Raw genomic sequence first — 17,553 nt, 5'->3', positions numbered from 1 at the left:
TCTCCTCAGGTCAGCGATGCGTCCAGCCAGGCCGCCAGCGCGGCCGGGTCGGACAGGCGGTGGCGGGCGGCGGTGGGGCCGTCGCCGATCTTGATGGCAAAGCCGCCGCGGGACTGCACCTCCTCCATGGCGGGCTCGTCGGTGGTGTCGTCGCCGGCGAAGACCGGGACGCGGCCCTCGAACGGCTGCATCTGCATCAGTTGCGCCAGCGCGGTATCCTTGCCGACGCCAGCCGGACGCAGCTCCAGCGCCATCTTGGCAGGCTGCAGCATCAGGTGCGGGTTCTGCGCGGCCAGATCCTGCATCGCATCCTCGACGAAGTTCTGCAGCGAGGGATCTTCACGGTAATGCATCGCCACGCCATGCGGCTTTTCCTCGACCAGGATGGCGGGATGCGGTGCGGCCAGCTCATGCGCGCGGGAATGAAGCGCCGCCGCATCGAAGGGGACCTGGTGCAGCGTCCGGATGTCGCCGGGGGCGACCGACAGTTCAGACCCGTGGCTGCCGGCGATGATGCCGGGAAAATCACCCAGATGCCCCCGCAGGTCGGCCACGTCCCGGCCCGAGATCAGCGCCAGCGCGCCGCCCAGCCTGTCGGTCAGCCGGGCCAGCAGGTCGCGCAGCGCGTCCGATACCACGACAGCGTCCGGGCGGTGGGCGATCTCGACCAGGCAGCCATCGAAATCAAGAAACAGCGCGGCGGCGTCGGGAAGCGGGGGCGGGTTCATCAGTGCTCCTGCAGGATGGGCAGAGGGATGGTTTCAACAACCAACCCCTCAGCACCCGCGCCGGTTCACGCACTTGTGCGATTTTTTTGCCGCGCTGCGGCATGAGCGTCAGAACTCCACCCCCGCCTGCGCCTTGATGCCGGCGCGGAACGGATGCTTGACCTGCGTCATCTCGGTTACCAGGTCCGCCGCCTCGACAAGCGCCTCGGGCGCGCCGCGGCCGGTCAGGACCACATGGGTCATCGGCGGCTTTTCGTCGGCCAGGAAGGCCAGCACCTCGGCCACGTCCAGATAGCCATAGCGGAAGGCGATGTTGATCTCGTCCAGCAGGACCATGCGGATCTTGGGGTCGCGGATCAGGTCCTGCGCCTTGGCCCAGCCTGCCTGGGCGGCGGCGATGTCGCGCGACTTGTCCTGGGTTTCCCAGGTGAACCCCTCGCCCATGGCGTGGAACTGGCAGAGGTCCTCGAAATGCGTCGTCAGCAGGCGACGTTCGCCAGTGTCCCAGGCGCCCTTGATGAATTGCACCACGGCGGACGGCATCCCATGCGCGATGCAGCGCATGATCATCCCGAAACCGCTGGAAGATTTACCCTTGCCCGGCCCCGTATGGACGATGACCAAGCCCTTTTCGCCGGTCTTGTTCTCCATCATCCGGTCGCGGGCGGCCTTCTTCTTGGCCATCTTCTGGGCGTGGCGGGCCAGGTCGTCGTCGGGATTCGCATCGTTCCGGGTCACGGGCAGGCTCCTGCAAGGTTGACAAATCGCGGGCGCGGCGCTTTTGGTAGGCGCGTGTTGGTTCCTGTCCTATGACAGGCGAAGAGGGAATGCGACAGGGCCTTGGCCCCAGGCGCAGCCGCCCCCGCGACCGTGACCGGAAAGGTCGCCCGATCCACTGGCAGATGCCGGGAAGGTGGGACGACCGTTGGGGAAACCCTGGATCCGCAAGCCGGGAGACCTGCCAGCACATGTTGTTGACGGGCGAACGGGGTGCTTCGCGACCGGCAGGCGACGGCCGGACAATCCGCGCCGTCCCTTTCGGGCATCCCCTGACCCCCTGAAGGAAAGGCCGGCGATGCGCGCTGTTCTGCATGTCTGCACCACCTGCCGCGGGATGGCCCCCGTGGACGACCCCGACGCCCCGCGCCCCGGATCCGTCCTGCACCACGCGCTGCAGGCCGCGGCCCCCGAGGGCGTGCAGATCCGCGCGGTCGAATGTCTGTCGGCCTGTTCGCAGGGCTGTTCGGTCGCGCTGTCGGCGCCGGGCAAGTGGTCCTATGTCTATGGCCGCCTGACCCCCGATGACGCCGCCGACATCCTGGCCGGCGCCACAGCCTATGCCGGCACCCCCGACGGAATCGTGCCATGGCGCGAACGCCCCACCATCTTCCGCAAGCAGAGCCTTGCCAGAATCCCCCCGCAAATTCCCGCGCAGGAGTGACCATGACCGACCTGTTGAAGACCCCCGTCACCGTGATCACAGGCTTTCTTGGGTCGGGCAAGACGACCCTGATCCGCCACCTGATGCAGAACCCGCAGGGCAAGCGGCTGGCGGTGATCGTGAACGAATTCGGCACGATGGGTGTGGACGGCGACATCCTGAAGGGCTGCGCCGACGAAAGCTGCCCGGCCGAGAACATCCTGGAGCTGTCGAACGGCTGCATCTGCTGCACGGTCGCCGATGATTTCATCCCGACGCTGGAATCGCTGATGGCGCTGCCGCAGAAGCCCGATCACATCCTGATCGAGACCTCGGGGCTGGCGCTGCCGAAACCGCTTCTGAAGGCCTTCGACTGGCCGGCGATCCGGTCGCGCATCACCGTGGACGGCGTGATCGCCCTGGCCGATGCCGAGGCCGTGGCGGCGGGCCGGTTCGCCCCGGATGTGGCCGCCGTCGACGCGCAGCGCGCCGCCGACGACAGCCTGGACCACGAAACCCCCCTGTCCGAGGTGTTCGAGGACCAGATCGCCTGCGCCGATGTCGTGCTGCTGACCAAGGCCGACCTGGCCGGTCCAGACGGCATCACCGCCGCCCGCGCCGTGATCGAGGCCGAGGCCCCCCGCCCCCTGCCCATCCTGACCGTGGCCGAGGGCGTGGTCGACCCGCGGCTGATCCTGGGCCTCGGCGCCGCGGCCGAGGATGACCTGGCCGCCCGTCCCAGCCACCACGACGGCGCCGACGATCACGAGCACGAGGATTTCGATACCGTCGTCATCGACCTGCCCGAGATCACCGACCCCGCCGACCTGTCGGACCGCATCGCGCGCCTGGCCGCCGAACAGCACATCCTGCGCGTCAAGGGTCATGTCGCCGTGGCGGGCAAGCCCATGCGCCTGCTGGTGCAGGCCGTGGGTGCGCGGGTGCGCCACCAGTACGACCGCCCCTGGGGCGACCAGCCCCGCCAGTCGAGGCTGGTGGTGATCGCCGAACACGACCATGTCGACCCGGCCGCCATCCGCGCCGTACTGGAGGCCGTGCCCGCCTGATGCACGTCATCTTCCGCGAACAGGTCGGGCTGGAACGCTCCGACACCCCCTATGATCCGGGCCAGCAGCCTGCGGATCTGGTGGTCCTGTCATTCTCGGACAGCGACCTGGGGGCGTTCGCGGAGGCGTGGAAACGTGCGGCGGGAGGCCTGCCGTCGACGCGACTGTGCAATCTGGTGGCCCTGCGGCACCCGGTGTCGGTCGATACCTATGTCGAAAACACCCTGTCCGGCGCAAAGGGCATCCTGATCCGCCTGATCGGAGGAGAGGCGTACTGGCCCTATGGCCTCGCCTCGGTGCAGGACCTTGCCCGCCGGAAGGGGATCGCGCTGGCCGTGCTGCCAGCCGACGGGCGCGACGATGCGCGGCTGGATCAGGTCTCGACGGTGCCGGCCTCGGTGCTGCGTATCCTGCGGCGGCATTGCGACCAGGGCGGGGCGGTCGCGGCTCAGGCGGCGCTGGCGCAGCTGGCCGTTGCCTCGGGACTGGAGGCCGCGCCGGTGCCGGGCCGCAAGACCCTGCCGCAGATGGGGTTCTATGATCCCGACCATGGCGTCGTCGAGGTGCCGGGCGATGTGCAGGCGCTGGTGACCTTCTATCGCAGCTGGCTGGCCGCTGCCGACATGGCCGCCTTGGACGCGTTGATCAGGGCGCTGCGCGGGCGCGGGATCACGGCGATGGGGGCCTTCGCGCCCTCGCTGAAGGCTGAAGGGATGGGCGACTGGCTGGCCGATGCGCTGAAGACGCCCCCGCAGATCATCGTCAACGCCACCGGATTCGCGGCGGGCGGAGCAGTTGAAGGCACTCCTTCCTCGGGGCCGGGCGCGGCGCCATTCACGAGATTTTCGGCGCCGGTCTTCCAGGTGGCTCTGTCGACGAACCGCCGCCGGGACTGGGCGCAGGCGGAACGGGGGCTGTCGCCCTCGGACCTGGCCATGAACGTCGTCCTGCCAGAGGTTGACGGCCGCATCTTCGCCGGCGTCATCAGCTTCAAGTCGCCAGGACGCCGGGACACCGACCTGCAGTATTCGCGCTTTGCCCACCGCCCCGACCCCGACCTGCTGTCCGCTGCCGTGGACCGGATCGAGGCCTGGGCGCGGTTGGCCCGGACGCCCCTGCGCGACCGCCGGGTGGCGATGGTGCTGTCCACCTATCCCGGTCGCGACTGGCAGATGGCTCATGCCGTCGGGCTGGACGCGCCCGCCTCGGCCGATGCCGTGGCGCGGATGCTGGCCGAGGCCGGATACGACGCCACATCCGTCGACGCCAATGCCCTGACCATCGAGCGGCTGGACTGGCCGCTGGCGGAATACCGCGACGCTCTGGCCACCCTGCCGCAGGCGCTGCGGGACGACCTGCACGCGGCCTGGGGCGCACCCGGGGACGATCCCGACTGCCGGGACGGCGCCTTCCGTCTGGCCGCGATCCGCCAGGGCAACCTGATCCTGGCCCTGCAGCCTGAACGCAGCCACCGCGCGGGGCGCGAGGACGACTATCACGACCTGACCCGCGTGCCCCGCCACGCCTATGTCGCCTTCTACCTGTGGCTGCGCACCCAAGCGCCGCATGCGCTGATCCACATGGGCGCGCATGGTACGCTGGAATGGCTGCCGGGCAAGGCTGTGGCGCTGTCGGGCGATTGCTGGCCGCAGGCGCTGACCGGGCCCATGCCGGTCATCTATCCCTTCATCGTCAACGATCCCGGAGAGGCGGCGCAGGCCAAGCGGCGCATCGGCGCGGTGACGCTTGGCCATATGCCGCCGCCGATGCGCGATGCGGCCCTGCCCGCCGGCATGGCGGGGCTAGAACGGGCCTTGGACGAATATTCGACCGCCGACGGGCTGGACCCGGCCCGCCGCGACCGCCTGATTGCCGCCATCCGGGAGGAGGCCCGCGCCCTGGGGGTCGAGGACGACCTGGGCATCCCGCCCGATGCCGGCGCGGCCGAGGCGATCACCCGCATCGACCGCTTCGTCTGCGACATCAAGGAAAGCCAGTATGGCGAAGGGCTGCATGTCTGGGGCAGCGGCGCCTGCGGCGAGGCGGAACGCGTCGGCCTGATGGCGGTCCTGCAGGGGCGGTTCGTCGCCCCCGGCCCCTCGGGGTCGCCGAACCGGGGGCGGACAGACGTGATGCCCACGGGGCGGAACCTGTTCTCGGTCGACCCGCGCGCCGTTCCAACGCCCTCGGCCCATGCCCAGGGCGTCAAGCTGGCCGAGGAGCTGCTGCGCCGCCACCTGCAGGATCACGGTGACTGGCCGCAGGGGCTGGTCGTCGACCTGTGGGGCAGCGCGACCATGCGCACCGCGGGCGAGGAATTCGCCATGGCGCTGCACCTGGCCGGGCTGAAACCGGTCTGGGACGTGGGATCTGGGCGCGTCTCGGGGGTCGAGGTGATCCCGGCGGCGCTGCTGGACCGCCCGCGCATCGACGTGACGCTGCGGGTTTCGGGCCTTTTCCGCGACGTCTTCCCGGTGCTGGCGCAGCTGTTCGAGACCGGCGCCGCCGCGCTGGCCGAGCGTGACGAGGCGGGGAACCCCTATGCCGCCCGCGCGCCGCGTGTCTTCGGGCCGCAGCCGGGGCAATACGGGCTGGGCATGGGCACCGCGCCCGACAGCTTCACCGACGCGGCCCGCCAGGCAGCGGGCGAGGCCTGGCTTTCGGCCTCCAGCTGGGCGATCGGGGCTGACGGGACCAGCCGCCTGGACCGCAGCGGGCTGGAGGCGCGGCTGTCAGGCGCCGACAGCTTCGTCCACCCGCAGGACCTGCCCGAAACCGACCTTCTGATGGCTGCCGACTTTGCCGCGCACGAGGCGGGCTTTGCCGCCGCCATGGCGCGGATCGGCGGCAAGGCCGCACTCTATCACTTGGACAGCACCCAACCCGACCGCCCCCGCGCCCGCACCCTGACCGAGGAGATCGCCCGCACCGTCCGCGCCCGCGCGACCGACCCGGCCTGGGCCGACGCCATGACCCGCCACGGCTTTCGCGGCGCGGCCGAGATCGCGGCGACGCTGGACCACATGGCAGCCTTCGCGCATCTGGCGGGGACGGTGCCGCCGCACCTGTTCGACCTCTATCACGAGGCGACGCTTGGCCGGCCCGAGATCGTCGACTTCATGGAGGCCGAGAACCCGCAGGCGCTGGCCGCCATGCGCGACCTGTTCCAGCAGCTGCACGATGCGGGCCTGTGGGTGACACGGCGCAATTCCATCGCGGTGACGCTGTGAGCGTGGTCAAGGGCTGGTGCCCCGGCGCCCTGAGGCCAATGGAATCTGGCGACGGCTGGGTGGTCCGCATCCGCCCCTTGGGCGGGCGGCTGGATGCGGCGCAGGCAGATGCCATCGCCTATGCCGCGACGGCCCACGGCAACGGCGTGATCGAGCTGACCGGGCGCGCGAACCTGCAGCTGCGGGGCGTGACGCCGGACAGCCACCCCAAGCTGATCGCAGCGCTGGCGGATCGCGGGCTGATCGACGCAGACATCGCGGCCGAAACGCGGCGCAACATCATCGTGACGCCTTTCGCGGATGCCGAAACCGACGCATTGGCCGAAGCGCTGGCTGCGCGGCTGGCCGCGTCGGACCTGCCGCTGCCGGCGAAATTCGGCTTCGCCGTCGATACCGGCGCGGCACCCGTCCTGACCCGCGATCCCGCCGATATCCGCATCGAGCGCGGACGCGGAGGCCTGCTGCTGCGCGCCGACGGCCTGGACCATGCGGCCCCCCTGCACCGCGTCGATGACGCCTTGGCGCTGGCAAGGTGGTTCCTGGACATGGGCGGCGCGACCGCAGGCCGCGGCCGGATGGCGGCGCTGATCGCGCGGGGCATCAGTCCCGATGCCACCCTGCCGGCGCCCGCGTCAGCAACCGCTCCGGAACCGGGGACATGCGTGCATGGCACACTGGCCGCGCTGGAATTCGGGCAGATCCCCCCCGACACGCTGCGCCGGCTGGCGCGACTCGGCCCACTGCGGGTGACGCCGTGGCGGATGCTGCTGGTGCAGGGCGCGCGCAATCTTCCGCAGATGCCGGGGCTGATCCTCGACCCTACAGACCCGCGCCTGCGCCTGCGGGCCTGCCCCGGCGCCCCCGCCTGCCCGCAGGCCCAGGCCGAAACACGCGATCTGGCGCGCAGCTTGGCCGGACTTGTCCCGCCGGGCACGGTGCTGCATGTGTCGGGCTGCGCCAAGGGCTGCGGCTGGCCCCGCGCCGCCGACCGCACGCTGACCGCCACACCCCAGGGGTTCGACCTGATCCGTCATGGCCGCGCCGCCGACCCCGCCGCGCTTCGCGGCCTGCACTCCGACCAACTGCCGAAGGTTCTCTGATGCCCCATGATTACGAAAAGGACGGCGCCGCGATCTATCGCCAGTCCTTCGCCACCATCCGGGCCGAGGCCGACCTGACGCGCTTCGACGCCGACGAGGAACCCGTCGTCGTGCGCATGATCCATGCCGCAGGGCTGGTGGGGCTGGAACGCGACGTGGTCTTCACACCCGGCATGGCGACTGCTGCGCACGCCGCGCTGGCGGGCGGCGCCCCGATCCTCTGCGATGCGCGCATGGTCAGCGAAGGCGTGACCCGAGCGCGTCTGCCTGCGGACAACCAAGTCATCTGCACCCTGCACGACCCGCACGTTCCTGACATGGCGCGCGACATGGGCAACACCCGCAGCGCCGCCGCGCTGGAACTGTGGCGCCCGCACCTGGAGGGTGCGCTGGTCGCCATCGGCAACGCGCCGACCGCGCTCTTTCACCTGCTGAACATGCTGGAGGACCCCGCCTGCCCCCGCCCCGCCGCGATCATCGGCTGCCCCGTGGGATTTGTTGGTGCGGCCGAATCAAAGGATGCGCTGATGGCGGCCCCGCCCGCACCATCGGTGATCGTGCGCGGGCGGCTTGGCGGCTCGGCCATCACCGTCGCCGCGATCAACGCGCTGGCCAGCCGGAAGGAGTGAGCCATGGGACAGATCATCTGCGCGGGCCTGGGCCCGGGCGATCCCGACCTGATCTCGGTCGGTGCCGACCGGGCGATCCGGGGCGCGCGCCATGTGGCCTTCTTCCGCAAGCCGGGGCGGCAGGGGCAGGCGCGGCGGATCGTCGACGGAATGCTGCCCCCCGGCTGCGCCGAATACCCGATGGAATACCCGGTGACGACGGAGCTGCCCTTCGACAGCCCGGCCTATATCGACCTGCTGTCGCGGTTCTACGATGAGTGGGCGGGCCGGCTGGCTGCGCTGGCCCAGAACCACGACGTGGTCGTGCTGTGCGAAGGGGACCCGTTCCTCTATGGCTCGTTCATGCATCTTTACGTGCGACTGAGGGACCGGGTGCCGGTGCGGGTCATCCCCGGCATCCCCGGCATGGTCGGCTGCTGGAACGCCAGCGGCACGCCGATCACTTGGGGCGACGACGTGCTGACCGTGCTGATGGGCACCCTGCCCGAGGCCGACCTGGCCCGCCACATGGCCGCCTGCGACGCGATGGTGGTGATGAAGACCGGCCGCAACCTGCCCAAGGTCCGCCGCGCGCTGGCCGCCGCCGGGCGCCTGGACGACGCCTGGCTGGTCGAGCGTGGCACCATGCCCGGCCAGCGCATTGCCCGGCTGGCCGAGGTCGAGGCCGCCGATTGCCCCTATTTCGCCATCGTGCTGGTCCACGGACAGGGCCGCCGTCCCGTGGCCATGCCGGACGCCGCCGAATGACCGGCTGGATCGCCGTCGCGGGCCTGGGGCCGGGCGATGACGCGCTGGTCACGCCCGAAGTCGCCACCGCGCTGGATCAGGCGACGGACGTGATTGGCTATATCCCCTATGTCGCGCGGGTGGCGCCGCGTCCCGGCCTGACCCTGCATCCGTCGGACAACCGGGTGGAGCTGGACCGCGCCCACCACGCGCTGGACCTCGCGGCGGCGGGGCGGCGGGTGGTGATCGTCTCGTCGGGCGATCCGGGGGTCTTCGCCATGGCCTCGGCCCTTTTCGAGGCGGTCGAGGCGGCGGGCGCCGAGCCTGACATCCGCATCCTGCCCGGCATCACGGCGATGCTGGCGGCGGCCGCGCGGGCAGGCGCGCCCTTGGGCCACGATTTCTGCGCGATCAACCTGTCGGACAACCTCAAGCCCTTCGCGCTGGTCGAACATCGCCTGCGCCACGCGGCAAGGGGCGATTTCGCCATGGCGTTCTACAACCCCCGCTCGCGGTCGCGCCCCGAGGGCTTTGCCCGCGTGCTGGAGATCCTGCGAGAGGAATGCGAACCCGAACGCCTGCTGATCTTCGCCCGCGCCGTCAGCACCCCGGACGAGGCGCTGTCGGTCGTGACGCTGGCCGAGGCACGACCGGACATGGCTGACATGCGCACGGTCGTGCTGGTCGGCAACGCTGCCACGCGGCGTGTCGGGCGGTGGGTCTATACCCCCCGCAGCGCAGGCAGGGCGTGATGCGGATGGAACAGACGCCCGCGTCGGCGGACCGGCGCCTTTCAGGCAGTCGTCGGAGCCCGGCTCAGCCAGTCCAGCGCCTCGGCCGGTTCGGCGACGGTCAGGCGGTCGAGCAGCGCGGGGCGGTCGATCATCACCACCCGGACGCCCAGGCGCCGCGCCGCCGCCAGCTTGGCCGCCGCACCGCCGCCACCGCTGTTTTTCGCGACCAGGTGCGTGATGCCATGCGCGGCCATCAATTCGTGGTCGCCGGCTTCGGTGAACGGCCCGCGGGCGATCACGATCCGGGCCCGCGGCAGGGGTGGAACGTCGGGCCTGTCGACCAGCCGCAGCAGCCAGCGATGCGGCAGACCGGCAAAGGCCGCCAGATTCTGCTTGCCGATTGCCAGGAACACCCGCGTCGGGTCGCGGGGCAGCGCGGCCACGGCACCGTCGATTTCGGCCACGCAGGTCCAGTCGTCGCCGGGTCCCGGCTGCCACGCAGGCCGCTCAAGTGCCAGCAGGGGTGTGCCGGTGGACCGGGCCGCCTGGATCGCATTGCGGCTGATCCGGGCCGCGAAGGGATGGGTCGCGTCGATCAGGTGGGTGAAGCCACCCTCATGCAGGTGGCGGGCCAGCCCCTCGGCTCCGCCAAAGCCGCCGATGCGCAGCGGCAGCGGCTGGGCGACCGGCGTGGCCGTCCGTCCGGCATAGGAAAAAACCGCCGGCACCCCTGCCCCGGCCAGCATGCGGGCCAGGGCGCTGGCCTCGGACGTTCCGCCCAGAAGAAGGACGCGCGGCATGTCTGACCCCTGGTTGACGATCATCGGGATCACCGAGAATGGCCTGACCGACCTGGGGGATGCAAGCCGCCGGGCACTGGCCGCGGCGCAGGTGATCTTTGGCGGGCCGCGCCACCTGCGGCTGGCCGGGGCAGGAGACCGCGGGCGGCCCTGGCCCGTGCCCTTCGACATCTCGCCAGTCGTAGCGCTGCGGGGGCAGCGGGTGGCGGTTCTGGCCTCGGGCGATCCGTTCTGGTTCGGCGCCGGCGGCAGCCTGGCTGCGGCGCTGCAGCCCGGCGAATGGCGCGCCCTGCCGGCGCCGGGGGTGCTGTCGCTGGCGGCGGCGCGTCTTGGCTGGCGGATCGAGACCTGCGCGACCCTGGGCCTGCATGCCGCCCCCTTCACGCGCCTGCGGCCGCATCTGGCGCGCGGCTGCCGGGTCATCGCGGCGCTGCGGGACGGAGGCGCGCCTGCCGAACTCGCCGTGTGGTTGACGGCAGAGGGCGCGGGCGCCATGCGGATGACCGTGCTGGAACGGCTTGGCGGGCCGGCGGAGCGGGTCAGACAGACGGTGGCGGCAGAGTTCACGCTTCACGATGTCGCCGCCCCGGTCGCTGTTGCGCTGAACGGGGCCGACCTGCCGCGTGGCTGGGGGCTGGCGGCGGTGCCGGGCAGGGACGACGACCTGTTTGCGCATCGGGGCCAGATCACCAAGTCGCCGGTCCGCGCGCTGAGCTTGGCGGCACTGCAGCCCCGGTCCGGGGCGCTGCTCTGGGACATCGGCGGCGGGTCCGGCTCGATCTCGGTCGAATGGGCACTGGCCGGGGGGCGGGCGATATGCCTGGAGCCTCGGGCGGACCGGCTGGACCTGATCCGCACGAACCTGGACCATTTCGGCGTGGCGGATCGCGTGACGCTGCACCAGGGCGCGGCTCCGCAGGCGCTGGCCGAACTGCCGGAACCGGATGCGGTCTTCGTCGGCGGCGGGGCCAGCGCGGCGCTGTTCGACGCGCTGTGGCCCGCACTGCCGCCGGGTGCGCGGCTGGTCGCCAATGCCGTCACGCTGGAGTCCGAGGCGCTGCTGGCCGACCTCCATGCCCGCCGCGGTGGCGATCTGACACGGATCGAGATCGCCCGCGCCGCCCCCCTAGGCACGATGCGCGGCTGGCAGCCCGCGCGCCCGGTCGTGCAATGGGCGGTCAGCCGATGAGGGTCGCGGGCATAGGCTGCCGTCCGGGCACCGGCCCCGGCCCGATCATGGCCGCGCTAACGGCATCTGGCGGAGCCGATGCCTTGGCGACCATTCCCGCCCGTGCCGCAGAACTGCGCCCCGTCGCCGCCGCCCTGAGCCTGCCGCTGCGCCTGGTCTCCGTGGCGGGCATCGAGACGCCCACGCAATCACCGCGTATCCAGGCGCTGTACGCTACAGGATCGGTGGCCGAGGCTGCCGCCATCGCCTGCGGCGGCCGCCTGTTGACCCCGCGCCGCAGCTTCGGCCCCGTCACCATCGCCATCGCCATCGCAGAGGTTCCATGACCGTCCACTTCATCGGCGCCGGCCCCGGTGCCGCCGACCTGATCACGCTGCGCGGCCGCGACCTGATTGCCGCCTGCCCCGTCTGCCTCTATGCCGGCAGCCTGGTGCCGCCCGCGCTCTTGCAGCACTGCCCGCCCGGCGCGCGGATCGTGAACACCGCGCCGCTGAGCCTGGACCAAATCATCCAGGAAATGGCCGACGCACATGCCGCGGGCCATGACGTCGCGCGGCTGCATTCGGGCGACCTGTCGGTCTGGTCGGCGATGGGCGAACAGCTGCGCCGCCTGCGCCTGCTTGGCATCCCCTTCCAGGTGACGCCGGGCGTGCCATCCTTCGCCGCCGCCGCCGCCGCGCTGGAGGCCGAACTGACGCTGCCCGGCGTGGCGCAGTCGGTGGTGCTGACGCGGACGCCGGGCCGCGCCTCGACCATGCCGGAACGAGAGACGCTGGCCGCCTTCGGGGCCACCGGGGCCACGCTGGCGGTCCACCTGTCGATCCACGCCCTGGACCGGGTGGTGGCGGACTTGGCTCCGCACTACGGCCCGGACTGCGCGGTGGCGGTGGTCTGGCGGGCCAGCTGGCCCGACCAGCGGATCATCCGTTCGACCCTGTCGCGGGTGCAGGGCGACGCGCAGGGCATCGACCGTACTGCGCTGATCCTGGTCGGCCCGGCGCTGGCGGCCGAAGGCTTCGACGACAGCCGTTTGTATGCCGCCGATTACGACCGCCGCTATCGCCCCGTCGGCGCTGATCCGAGGTTTCCGGAATGACGCCCGGCCTGATGATCTCGGCCCCCGCCTCGGGGACCGGCAAGACGATGCTGATGCTTGGCCTGTTGACAGCGCTGCGGCGCCGGGGGCTGACCGTGCAGCCCTTCAAGTCCGGGCCGGACTACATAGATCCCGGGTTCCATCACGCGGCCTCGGGGCGGTCCAGCTTCAACCTTGATGCCTGGGCGATGGAGCCGGGGCGTATCGCCGCCCATGTCACCGGACAACCGCCCGCCGACCTGGTGCTGGCCGAAGGGTCGATGGGCCTCTTCGACGGGGTGGCCTCGGCAGGTGAGACCGGCATCGGCTCCAGCGCCGAGATCGCGCAGATGATGGGCTGGCCGGTGGTGCTGATCCTGGACGTGGGCGGTCAGGCGCAGTCGGCCGCCGCCACCGCGCGCGGCTTTGCGACGCTGCGCCCGGACCTGCCCTTCGCGGGGGTGGTGCTGAACCGCGTCGCCTCTGCCCGGCACGAGGCCCTGATCCGCGAGGGGATGCGCGATGCCGGGATCACGGTGCTGGGCGTCCTGCCGCGCCAGGGCAACATCATCCTGCCCGAACGGCACCTGGGGCTGGTCCAGGCCGAGGAGACCGCCGGCCTGCAGGCGATCCTGGACCATGCCGGTGATTTCGTCGGCGCCCATTGCGACCTTGACGCCATCGTCGCTGCCGCCGCCGGGCGCACCCTGCCCGATCATGCGGCGCCCCTGCCGCTGACCCCGCCCGGCATGCGGATCGCCCTGGCCCGCGACGCGGCCTTCAGCTTCGTCTATCCCCATGTCATGGAGGCCTGGCGCCGGGCCGGTGCGACGATCCTGCCCTTCTCTCCGCTGGCCGACCAGGGGCCGGACGACAGCGCCGACTGCTGCTGGCTGCCCGGCGGCTATCCCGAACTGCACGCCCTGCGCATCGCCTCGGCCCAGGGGTTCCGGGCGGCGATGCACCGCTTTGCCGAAACGCGCCCGGTGCATGGCGAATGCGGAGGCTATATGGCGTTGGGGGCGGGGCTGGTCGATGCCGATGGCACCCGCCACCAGATGCTGGGCCTTCTGGGGCTGGAAACCAGCTATGCCAAGCGCCGGATGCACCTGGGATACCGGCGGGCCGAGCCCGTGGCCCCGACGCCCGGCCTGGGCCGCCAGCCGCTGCGGGGGCATGAATTCCACTATGCCTCGATCCTGTCGCAGCCCGATGCGCCGCTGGCGCGGGTCACGGATGCCAATGGTGCCGAGGTTCCCGAAACCGGCAGCCACCGCGCCATGCCGGGCGGCGGGCAGGTTACGGGGACATTCTTTCATCTGATCGCGCCTGCCGCGACTTGACGCAGGCGACGCGATGACGTTCAGGTGAAGGCCTGCATGGTGCCCATGCGATGCCTCAGGCGTCGGGCTTCATCGGGAATGGGGAAGGGCGGACCCAATCGCGGCGCCCGAAGCCCCAGCCGCCCCCGCGACTGTATGCGGAGAGCGCGCGTCACCCGTGCCACTGGGGCCACCCCGGGAAGGCCGACGCCGCGCCCTGACCCGCAAGCCAGGAAACCGGCCATGGCAGGAAACCTTTCCCGCCGTCGGGTGTGACGGCCACAGGAGACATGACCATGCATATCGAACCGGGCATCGTCGCTGGCGCGAAGATCGTGCTCAGCTATGCCACCGCCGCGACCGCCGGCATCTATACCCTGAAGCTGGCGGTGGACGCCCTGCGCGAACGGGGCCTTGCTTCGCTTGGCGCGCGGGCCGCGCTGGCGACCGTCGCCACCTTCGTCTTCTTTCAGGTGCTGCCCCATGTCGCCGTCGGCGTGTCCGAGGTGCACCTGATCCTGGGATCGACCCTGTTCCTGATCTTTGGCGCGGCGCCTGCCGCCATCGGCCTGGCGCTTGGCCTGCTGGCGCAGGGGCTGTTCTTCGCGCCCTTCGATCTGCCGCAATACGGCATGAACGTCACCACGCTGCTGGTGCCGCTGTTCGCGGTCGCCGCGGTCGCCCGCCGCGTCGTCGCCCCCCACACCGCCTATGTCGACCTGAGCTATGGCCAGGCGCTGGCACTGTCGACGGCCTTCCAGGGCGGGGTCGTCGCCTGGGTGGCGTTCTGGGCCTTCTATGGCCAGGGCGCTGCCGCGTGGGAAGGCGTCGCCACATTCGGCGCCGCTTACATGCTGGTCGTGGCGCTGGAGCCTCTGGTCGATCTGGCGCTGCTGGCCGGTGCCAAATCCCTGCACCGGCTTCGTGACAGCGGGCTGGTGACGCCGCGCCTCTACGCATGATCCGGCTGACCCTGATCGGGATCGGCACCGGGAATCCCGATCACCTGACCCTGCAGGCCATCCAGGCCCTGCAGGCGTCCGACCTGGTGCTGATCCCTCTGAAGGGCGAGGACAAGGCCGACCTGGCCGGGCTGCGCCGCGAGATCATCGGGCGGCACCTGACCGGCGGCCGCGTCCGGCGGGCAGAGTTCGACCTGCCGCGCCGCGATACCGCCGACGCGGACTATCTCGGCGCGGTCGAGCGCTGGCACGACGCCATCGCCCTGGCATGGTCGGCCCAGATCGCGCGACACCTGCCCAATGGTGGCCAGGTGTCGCTGCTGGTCTGGGGCGACCCGTCCCTCTATGACAGCAGCCTGCGCATCGCGGCGCGGCTGGACTCGCCGGTGACGGTCATTCCCGGCATCACCGCCATCCAGGCACTGTGCGCGGCCCACGCGATCCCGCTGAACGACCTGGGCGCGCCGGTGCAGATCACCACTGGCCGGATGCTGCGCGACCACGGGTGGCCCGCAGCGGTGGACCGGCTGGTGGTGATGCTCGACGGCGCCTGCGCTTTCCAGAGCCTGCCGCCGGAGGGCATCCGGATCTGGTGGGGCGCCTTCCTGGGGATGCCGCAGCAGATCCGGGACCATGGTCCGCTGGCCGAGGCCGGACCGAGGATCATCAAGACGCGCGCCGAAGCCCGCGCCTCGCACGGCTGGATCATGGACTGCTACCTGCTGCAGCGGGTCTGAGACCGCCTAGAACAGGAAGATATCGTCCGCCACGTCCTGCCAGCTCAGGTTCGGGTTCGTCAGGGCGATGCGATTCCCCGACCCCAGATCGATCACCACTCCGAAATCGGTTTCGCGAACATCGGCGCGGACGAAGTCGGTCACATCGCGCCCCACCAGATCCTTGTCGATCAGGATGCGGTCGATACCCGGCTGAAAGTCGACGATCCGATCGACGCCGACCTGCCCGGCGAAGACGAACTGGTCCGCGCCCGCACCGCCATGCAGCTCGTCATTTCCAAGACCACCCGCCAGCAGGTCGTTGCCCGTACCGCCCAATAGCGTGTCGGCGCCCCAGTTGCCGAACAGGCGATCGTTATGATCGCCGCCGAACATCCGGTCGTCGCCCATGTCCCCGGTCATCACATCATATCCCGGTCCGCCGGCCATGATGTCGTTCCCCGCACCGCCGGACAGGCGATCGCCACCGATATCGCCCCAGATCCGGTCGTTCCCCAGATGCCCCATGATCACGTCGTTGCCGCGCCCGCCATGAAGCGCGTCGGCGCCACCGCCCCCGTTGATCCAGTCGAAACCTGTCCCGCCCCAGACCGTGTCGTTCCCGTCTCCGCGCAGGATCTGGTCGTTTCCGGCCGTAGCAAAGGGACCTTGGTGATAGTCTCCGACCTGCGCCCGCCATGCCGCAATTGAAGGTGAAGGCGCGTTCAGCATCGGCGCGCCGACGGTGGTGATCGCCACCCCCGGCGCCGCGTCCAGATGCACCTGCCCGCCGGTCGCGGCGAAGTTCTGCGTCACCATGACGACGCGGTCGCTGCCAAGGTTCCCGACCTCGATCCCCACGCCCAGGTATTCGACCCTGGGATCCAGGATGTTGGCCCGGTGACCGGGGCTGTTCATCAGGTTGACGTGCATCTGACGGACCTCGTCCATCAAGGACCCGTCCCGGTCGTCCGAGATCAGGGCGAGGTTTTCGGCCACCCGCCAGCTGCCCTCGAGCGGGAAGTTCGCGTCCCGCACCCGTTCGGACGCCTTCGAGCCCCCTTCGCCCGTGTGCGAGAACGTGTCGTCCTCCAGCATCCAGCGGCTGTGGGCCGCCGCCGAGTCGTTCAGGCGCATCTCCAGGACCAGCGGCGCAAGATCGTGGCGCGCACGTTCCTGGTTGACCAACTGCAGGAAATACCGCTCGGCCGGGGTGGCATGGGACATCGGCGCCTCTCTCTACACGCTTCGGTTGAAGCGTATGGCACCGCCAGCCTGCGCTTCAAGCAGGAAACTGGGAATCGGTCAAGGAACGGCATCCGATGGGCAGAAGCTTGCCGTCGCAGGCAGGATAACGCTTGCTGGGGTGTGACCTTGTGCGAGCCCAAGCCGGCGTCACCAATCGCGATCCTGGCTCGCCGGCGGCATCGATCAAGTTCTGGGCGATAGCCACCGAGCACCGCGAGGCCGAGGGGCTGGAGGGCCGCCGCCCCGAATTCGACGATCCGCAGCGCGAAGAGCACGCGGCGCTAGCGGGCATGGACGAGGAGCCGCTGTGTTCCCCCTAGAGCTTGGGGCGCGGGTTCCCATGGAGAGACCCCCGCCGGATCAGCGAAAGGGGGAAGAAGGCGCTGCTGGAGGATATGATGGAGTGGAATGGGATGTGTCGCTCTACGGCTTGATCAAGAGATTCCCTTAACGATGCCTGCGATCAGATAATTCATCTGAGAAGCGTTAGGGTCAGGATTCATAACCAATAGATGACGACAGCTGCGAGGGCGATCGCGGATAGGAAGACCTTTGGGCATCGGTCGTAGCGGGTCGCCACGCGCCTCCAGTCTTTAAGCCTGCCGAA

The 17,553-nt window shown here is 70.5% G+C and carries 18 protein-coding genes, 1 pseudogene and 2 riboswitches; of the genes and pseudogenes, 14 read left to right on the top strand and 5 right to left on the bottom strand.

Annotated elements, in window-relative coordinates:
* Nucleotides 1-5 precede the first annotated feature (5 nt).
* On the bottom strand, nucleotides 6-728 hold the full coding sequence (gene otsB / locus OC184_RS08685) for a trehalose-phosphatase (RefSeq protein ID WP_265506809.1): 723 nt from the start codon (nucleotides 726-728) through the stop codon (nucleotides 6-8).
* A gap of 108 nt (nucleotides 729-836) precedes the next feature.
* Entirely contained in the window at nucleotides 837-1,466 is a 630-nt protein-coding gene (cobO, locus tag OC184_RS08680; RefSeq protein WP_265506808.1) for a cob(I)yrinic acid a,c-diamide adenosyltransferase, read from the bottom strand.
* Nucleotides 1,467-1,507: 41 nt separating this feature from the next.
* Nucleotides 1,508-1,708, top strand: a riboswitch (cobalamin riboswitch).
* Nucleotides 1,709-1,803: 95 nt separating this feature from the next.
* Between cobO and OC184_RS08675 the strand changes: the two genes are divergently transcribed.
* The 7 genes from OC184_RS08675 to cobJ are packed head-to-tail and all read left to right on the top strand — an operon-like array spanning nucleotide 1,804 to nucleotide 9,652.
* Nucleotides 1,804-2,169, top strand: coding sequence for a DUF1636 domain-containing protein (locus OC184_RS08675; protein WP_265506807.1), 366 nt, complete (start codon nucleotides 1,804-1,806; stop codon nucleotides 2,167-2,169).
* Between the two features lie 2 nt (nucleotides 2,170-2,171).
* Nucleotides 2,172-3,215: a cobalamin biosynthesis protein CobW gene (gene cobW, locus OC184_RS08670; RefSeq protein WP_265506806.1), complete on the top strand. Its 1,044-nt coding sequence runs from the start codon at nucleotides 2,172-2,174 to the stop codon at nucleotides 3,213-3,215.
* The gene (gene cobN, locus OC184_RS08665) at nucleotides 3,215-6,445 is read left to right on the top strand and encodes a cobaltochelatase subunit CobN (protein ID WP_265506805.1); all 3,231 of its coding nucleotides are present in this window, start codon (nucleotides 3,215-3,217) and stop codon (nucleotides 6,443-6,445) included. The genes cobW and cobN overlap by 1 nt, the downstream gene beginning before the upstream one ends.
* Nucleotides 6,406-7,545 carry a precorrin-3B synthase gene (gene cobG, locus OC184_RS08660; protein ID WP_322630193.1) on the top strand — a complete coding sequence of 380 codons (1,140 nt, stop codon included), beginning with the start codon at nucleotides 6,406-6,408 and terminating at the stop codon, nucleotides 7,543-7,545. The genes cobN and cobG overlap by 40 nt, the downstream gene beginning before the upstream one ends.
* The gene (locus tag OC184_RS08655) at nucleotides 7,545-8,174 is read left to right on the top strand and encodes a precorrin-8X methylmutase (RefSeq protein ID WP_265506804.1); all 630 of its coding nucleotides are present in this window, start codon (nucleotides 7,545-7,547) and stop codon (nucleotides 8,172-8,174) included. Before cobG ends, OC184_RS08655 begins: the two co-directional genes overlap by 1 nt.
* Nucleotides 8,175-8,177: 3 nt before the next feature.
* Nucleotides 8,178-8,921 carry a precorrin-2 C(20)-methyltransferase gene (locus OC184_RS08650; protein WP_265506803.1) on the top strand — a complete coding sequence of 248 codons (744 nt, stop codon included), beginning with the start codon at nucleotides 8,178-8,180 and terminating at the stop codon, nucleotides 8,919-8,921.
* Nucleotides 8,918-9,652: a precorrin-3B C(17)-methyltransferase gene (gene cobJ / locus OC184_RS08645; RefSeq protein WP_265506802.1), complete on the top strand. Its 735-nt coding sequence runs from the start codon at nucleotides 8,918-8,920 to the stop codon at nucleotides 9,650-9,652. Before OC184_RS08650 ends, cobJ begins: the two co-directional genes overlap by 4 nt.
* Before the next feature lie 41 nt (nucleotides 9,653-9,693).
* Here cobJ and OC184_RS08640 read toward each other — a convergent pair whose 3' ends face one another.
* Entirely contained in the window at nucleotides 9,694-10,434 is a 741-nt protein-coding gene (locus tag OC184_RS08640; protein ID WP_265506801.1) for a cobalt-precorrin-6A reductase, read from the bottom strand.
* On the opposite strand from OC184_RS08640, the gene cbiE reads away from it, so the two are divergent.
* The 6 genes from cbiE to cobF all read left to right on the top strand — a co-directional run bounded on the left by cbiE (nucleotide 10,433) and on the right by cobF (nucleotide 15,719).
* Complete coding sequence (gene cbiE, locus OC184_RS08635) at nucleotides 10,433-11,623, top strand: precorrin-6y C5,15-methyltransferase (decarboxylating) subunit CbiE (RefSeq protein ID WP_265506800.1); 1,191 nt, start codon at nucleotides 10,433-10,435, stop codon at nucleotides 11,621-11,623. The genes OC184_RS08640 and cbiE overlap by 2 nt on opposite strands.
* Nucleotides 11,620-11,949, top strand: coding sequence for a cobalamin biosynthesis protein (locus OC184_RS08630; protein ID WP_265506799.1), 330 nt, complete (start codon nucleotides 11,620-11,622; stop codon nucleotides 11,947-11,949). Before cbiE ends, OC184_RS08630 begins: the two co-directional genes overlap by 4 nt.
* Nucleotides 11,946-12,719, top strand: coding sequence for a precorrin-4 C(11)-methyltransferase (gene cobM, locus OC184_RS08625; protein ID WP_265506798.1), 774 nt, complete (start codon nucleotides 11,946-11,948; stop codon nucleotides 12,717-12,719). The genes OC184_RS08630 and cobM overlap by 4 nt, the downstream gene beginning before the upstream one ends.
* Nucleotides 12,716-14,041: a cobyrinate a,c-diamide synthase gene (locus OC184_RS08620; RefSeq protein ID WP_265506797.1), complete on the top strand. Its 1,326-nt coding sequence runs from the start codon at nucleotides 12,716-12,718 to the stop codon at nucleotides 14,039-14,041. The genes cobM and OC184_RS08620 overlap by 4 nt, the downstream gene beginning before the upstream one ends.
* Nucleotides 14,042-14,061: 20 nt before the next feature.
* Nucleotides 14,062-14,280, top strand: a riboswitch (cobalamin riboswitch).
* 36 nt (nucleotides 14,281-14,316) lie between these two features.
* Nucleotides 14,317-14,982: an energy-coupling factor ABC transporter permease gene (locus tag OC184_RS08615; protein ID WP_265506796.1), complete on the top strand. Its 666-nt coding sequence runs from the start codon at nucleotides 14,317-14,319 to the stop codon at nucleotides 14,980-14,982.
* A complete protein-coding gene (gene cobF, locus OC184_RS08610; RefSeq protein ID WP_265506795.1) occupies nucleotides 14,979-15,719 on the top strand; it encodes a precorrin-6A synthase (deacetylating) in 741 nt (246 codons plus the stop codon). The genes OC184_RS08615 and cobF overlap by 4 nt, the downstream gene beginning before the upstream one ends.
* Nucleotides 15,720-15,725: 6 nt before the next feature.
* Here the strand turns inward: cobF and OC184_RS08605 are convergent, their stop codons facing one another.
* Nucleotides 15,726-16,925 (bottom strand): CAP domain-containing protein, encoded by a 1,200-nt coding sequence (locus OC184_RS08605; RefSeq protein WP_265506794.1) that lies wholly within the window; start codon nucleotides 16,923-16,925, stop codon nucleotides 15,726-15,728.
* Nucleotides 16,926-17,056: 131 nt separating this feature from the next.
* Here OC184_RS08605 and OC184_RS08600 point away from each other — a divergent pair, with 131 nt between their 5' ends.
* Nucleotides 17,057-17,266 (top strand): hypothetical protein, encoded by a 210-nt coding sequence (locus OC184_RS08600; protein WP_265506793.1) that lies wholly within the window; start codon nucleotides 17,057-17,059, stop codon nucleotides 17,264-17,266.
* 179 nt (nucleotides 17,267-17,445) lie between these two features.
* Here the strand turns inward: OC184_RS08600 and OC184_RS08595 are convergent.
* Nucleotides 17,446-17,553 (bottom strand): annotated as a pseudogene (locus OC184_RS08595) (IS5/IS1182 family transposase); the annotation flags it as partial.

Source organism: Paracoccus rhizosphaerae, from assembly GCF_026162645.1.
Taxonomy (GTDB): Bacteria; Pseudomonadota; Alphaproteobacteria; order Rhodobacterales; family Rhodobacteraceae; genus Paracoccus; species Paracoccus rhizosphaerae.
The sequence above is the reverse complement of the archived record's forward strand: the minus strand, read 5'-3'. Positions and strand labels throughout refer to the sequence as shown.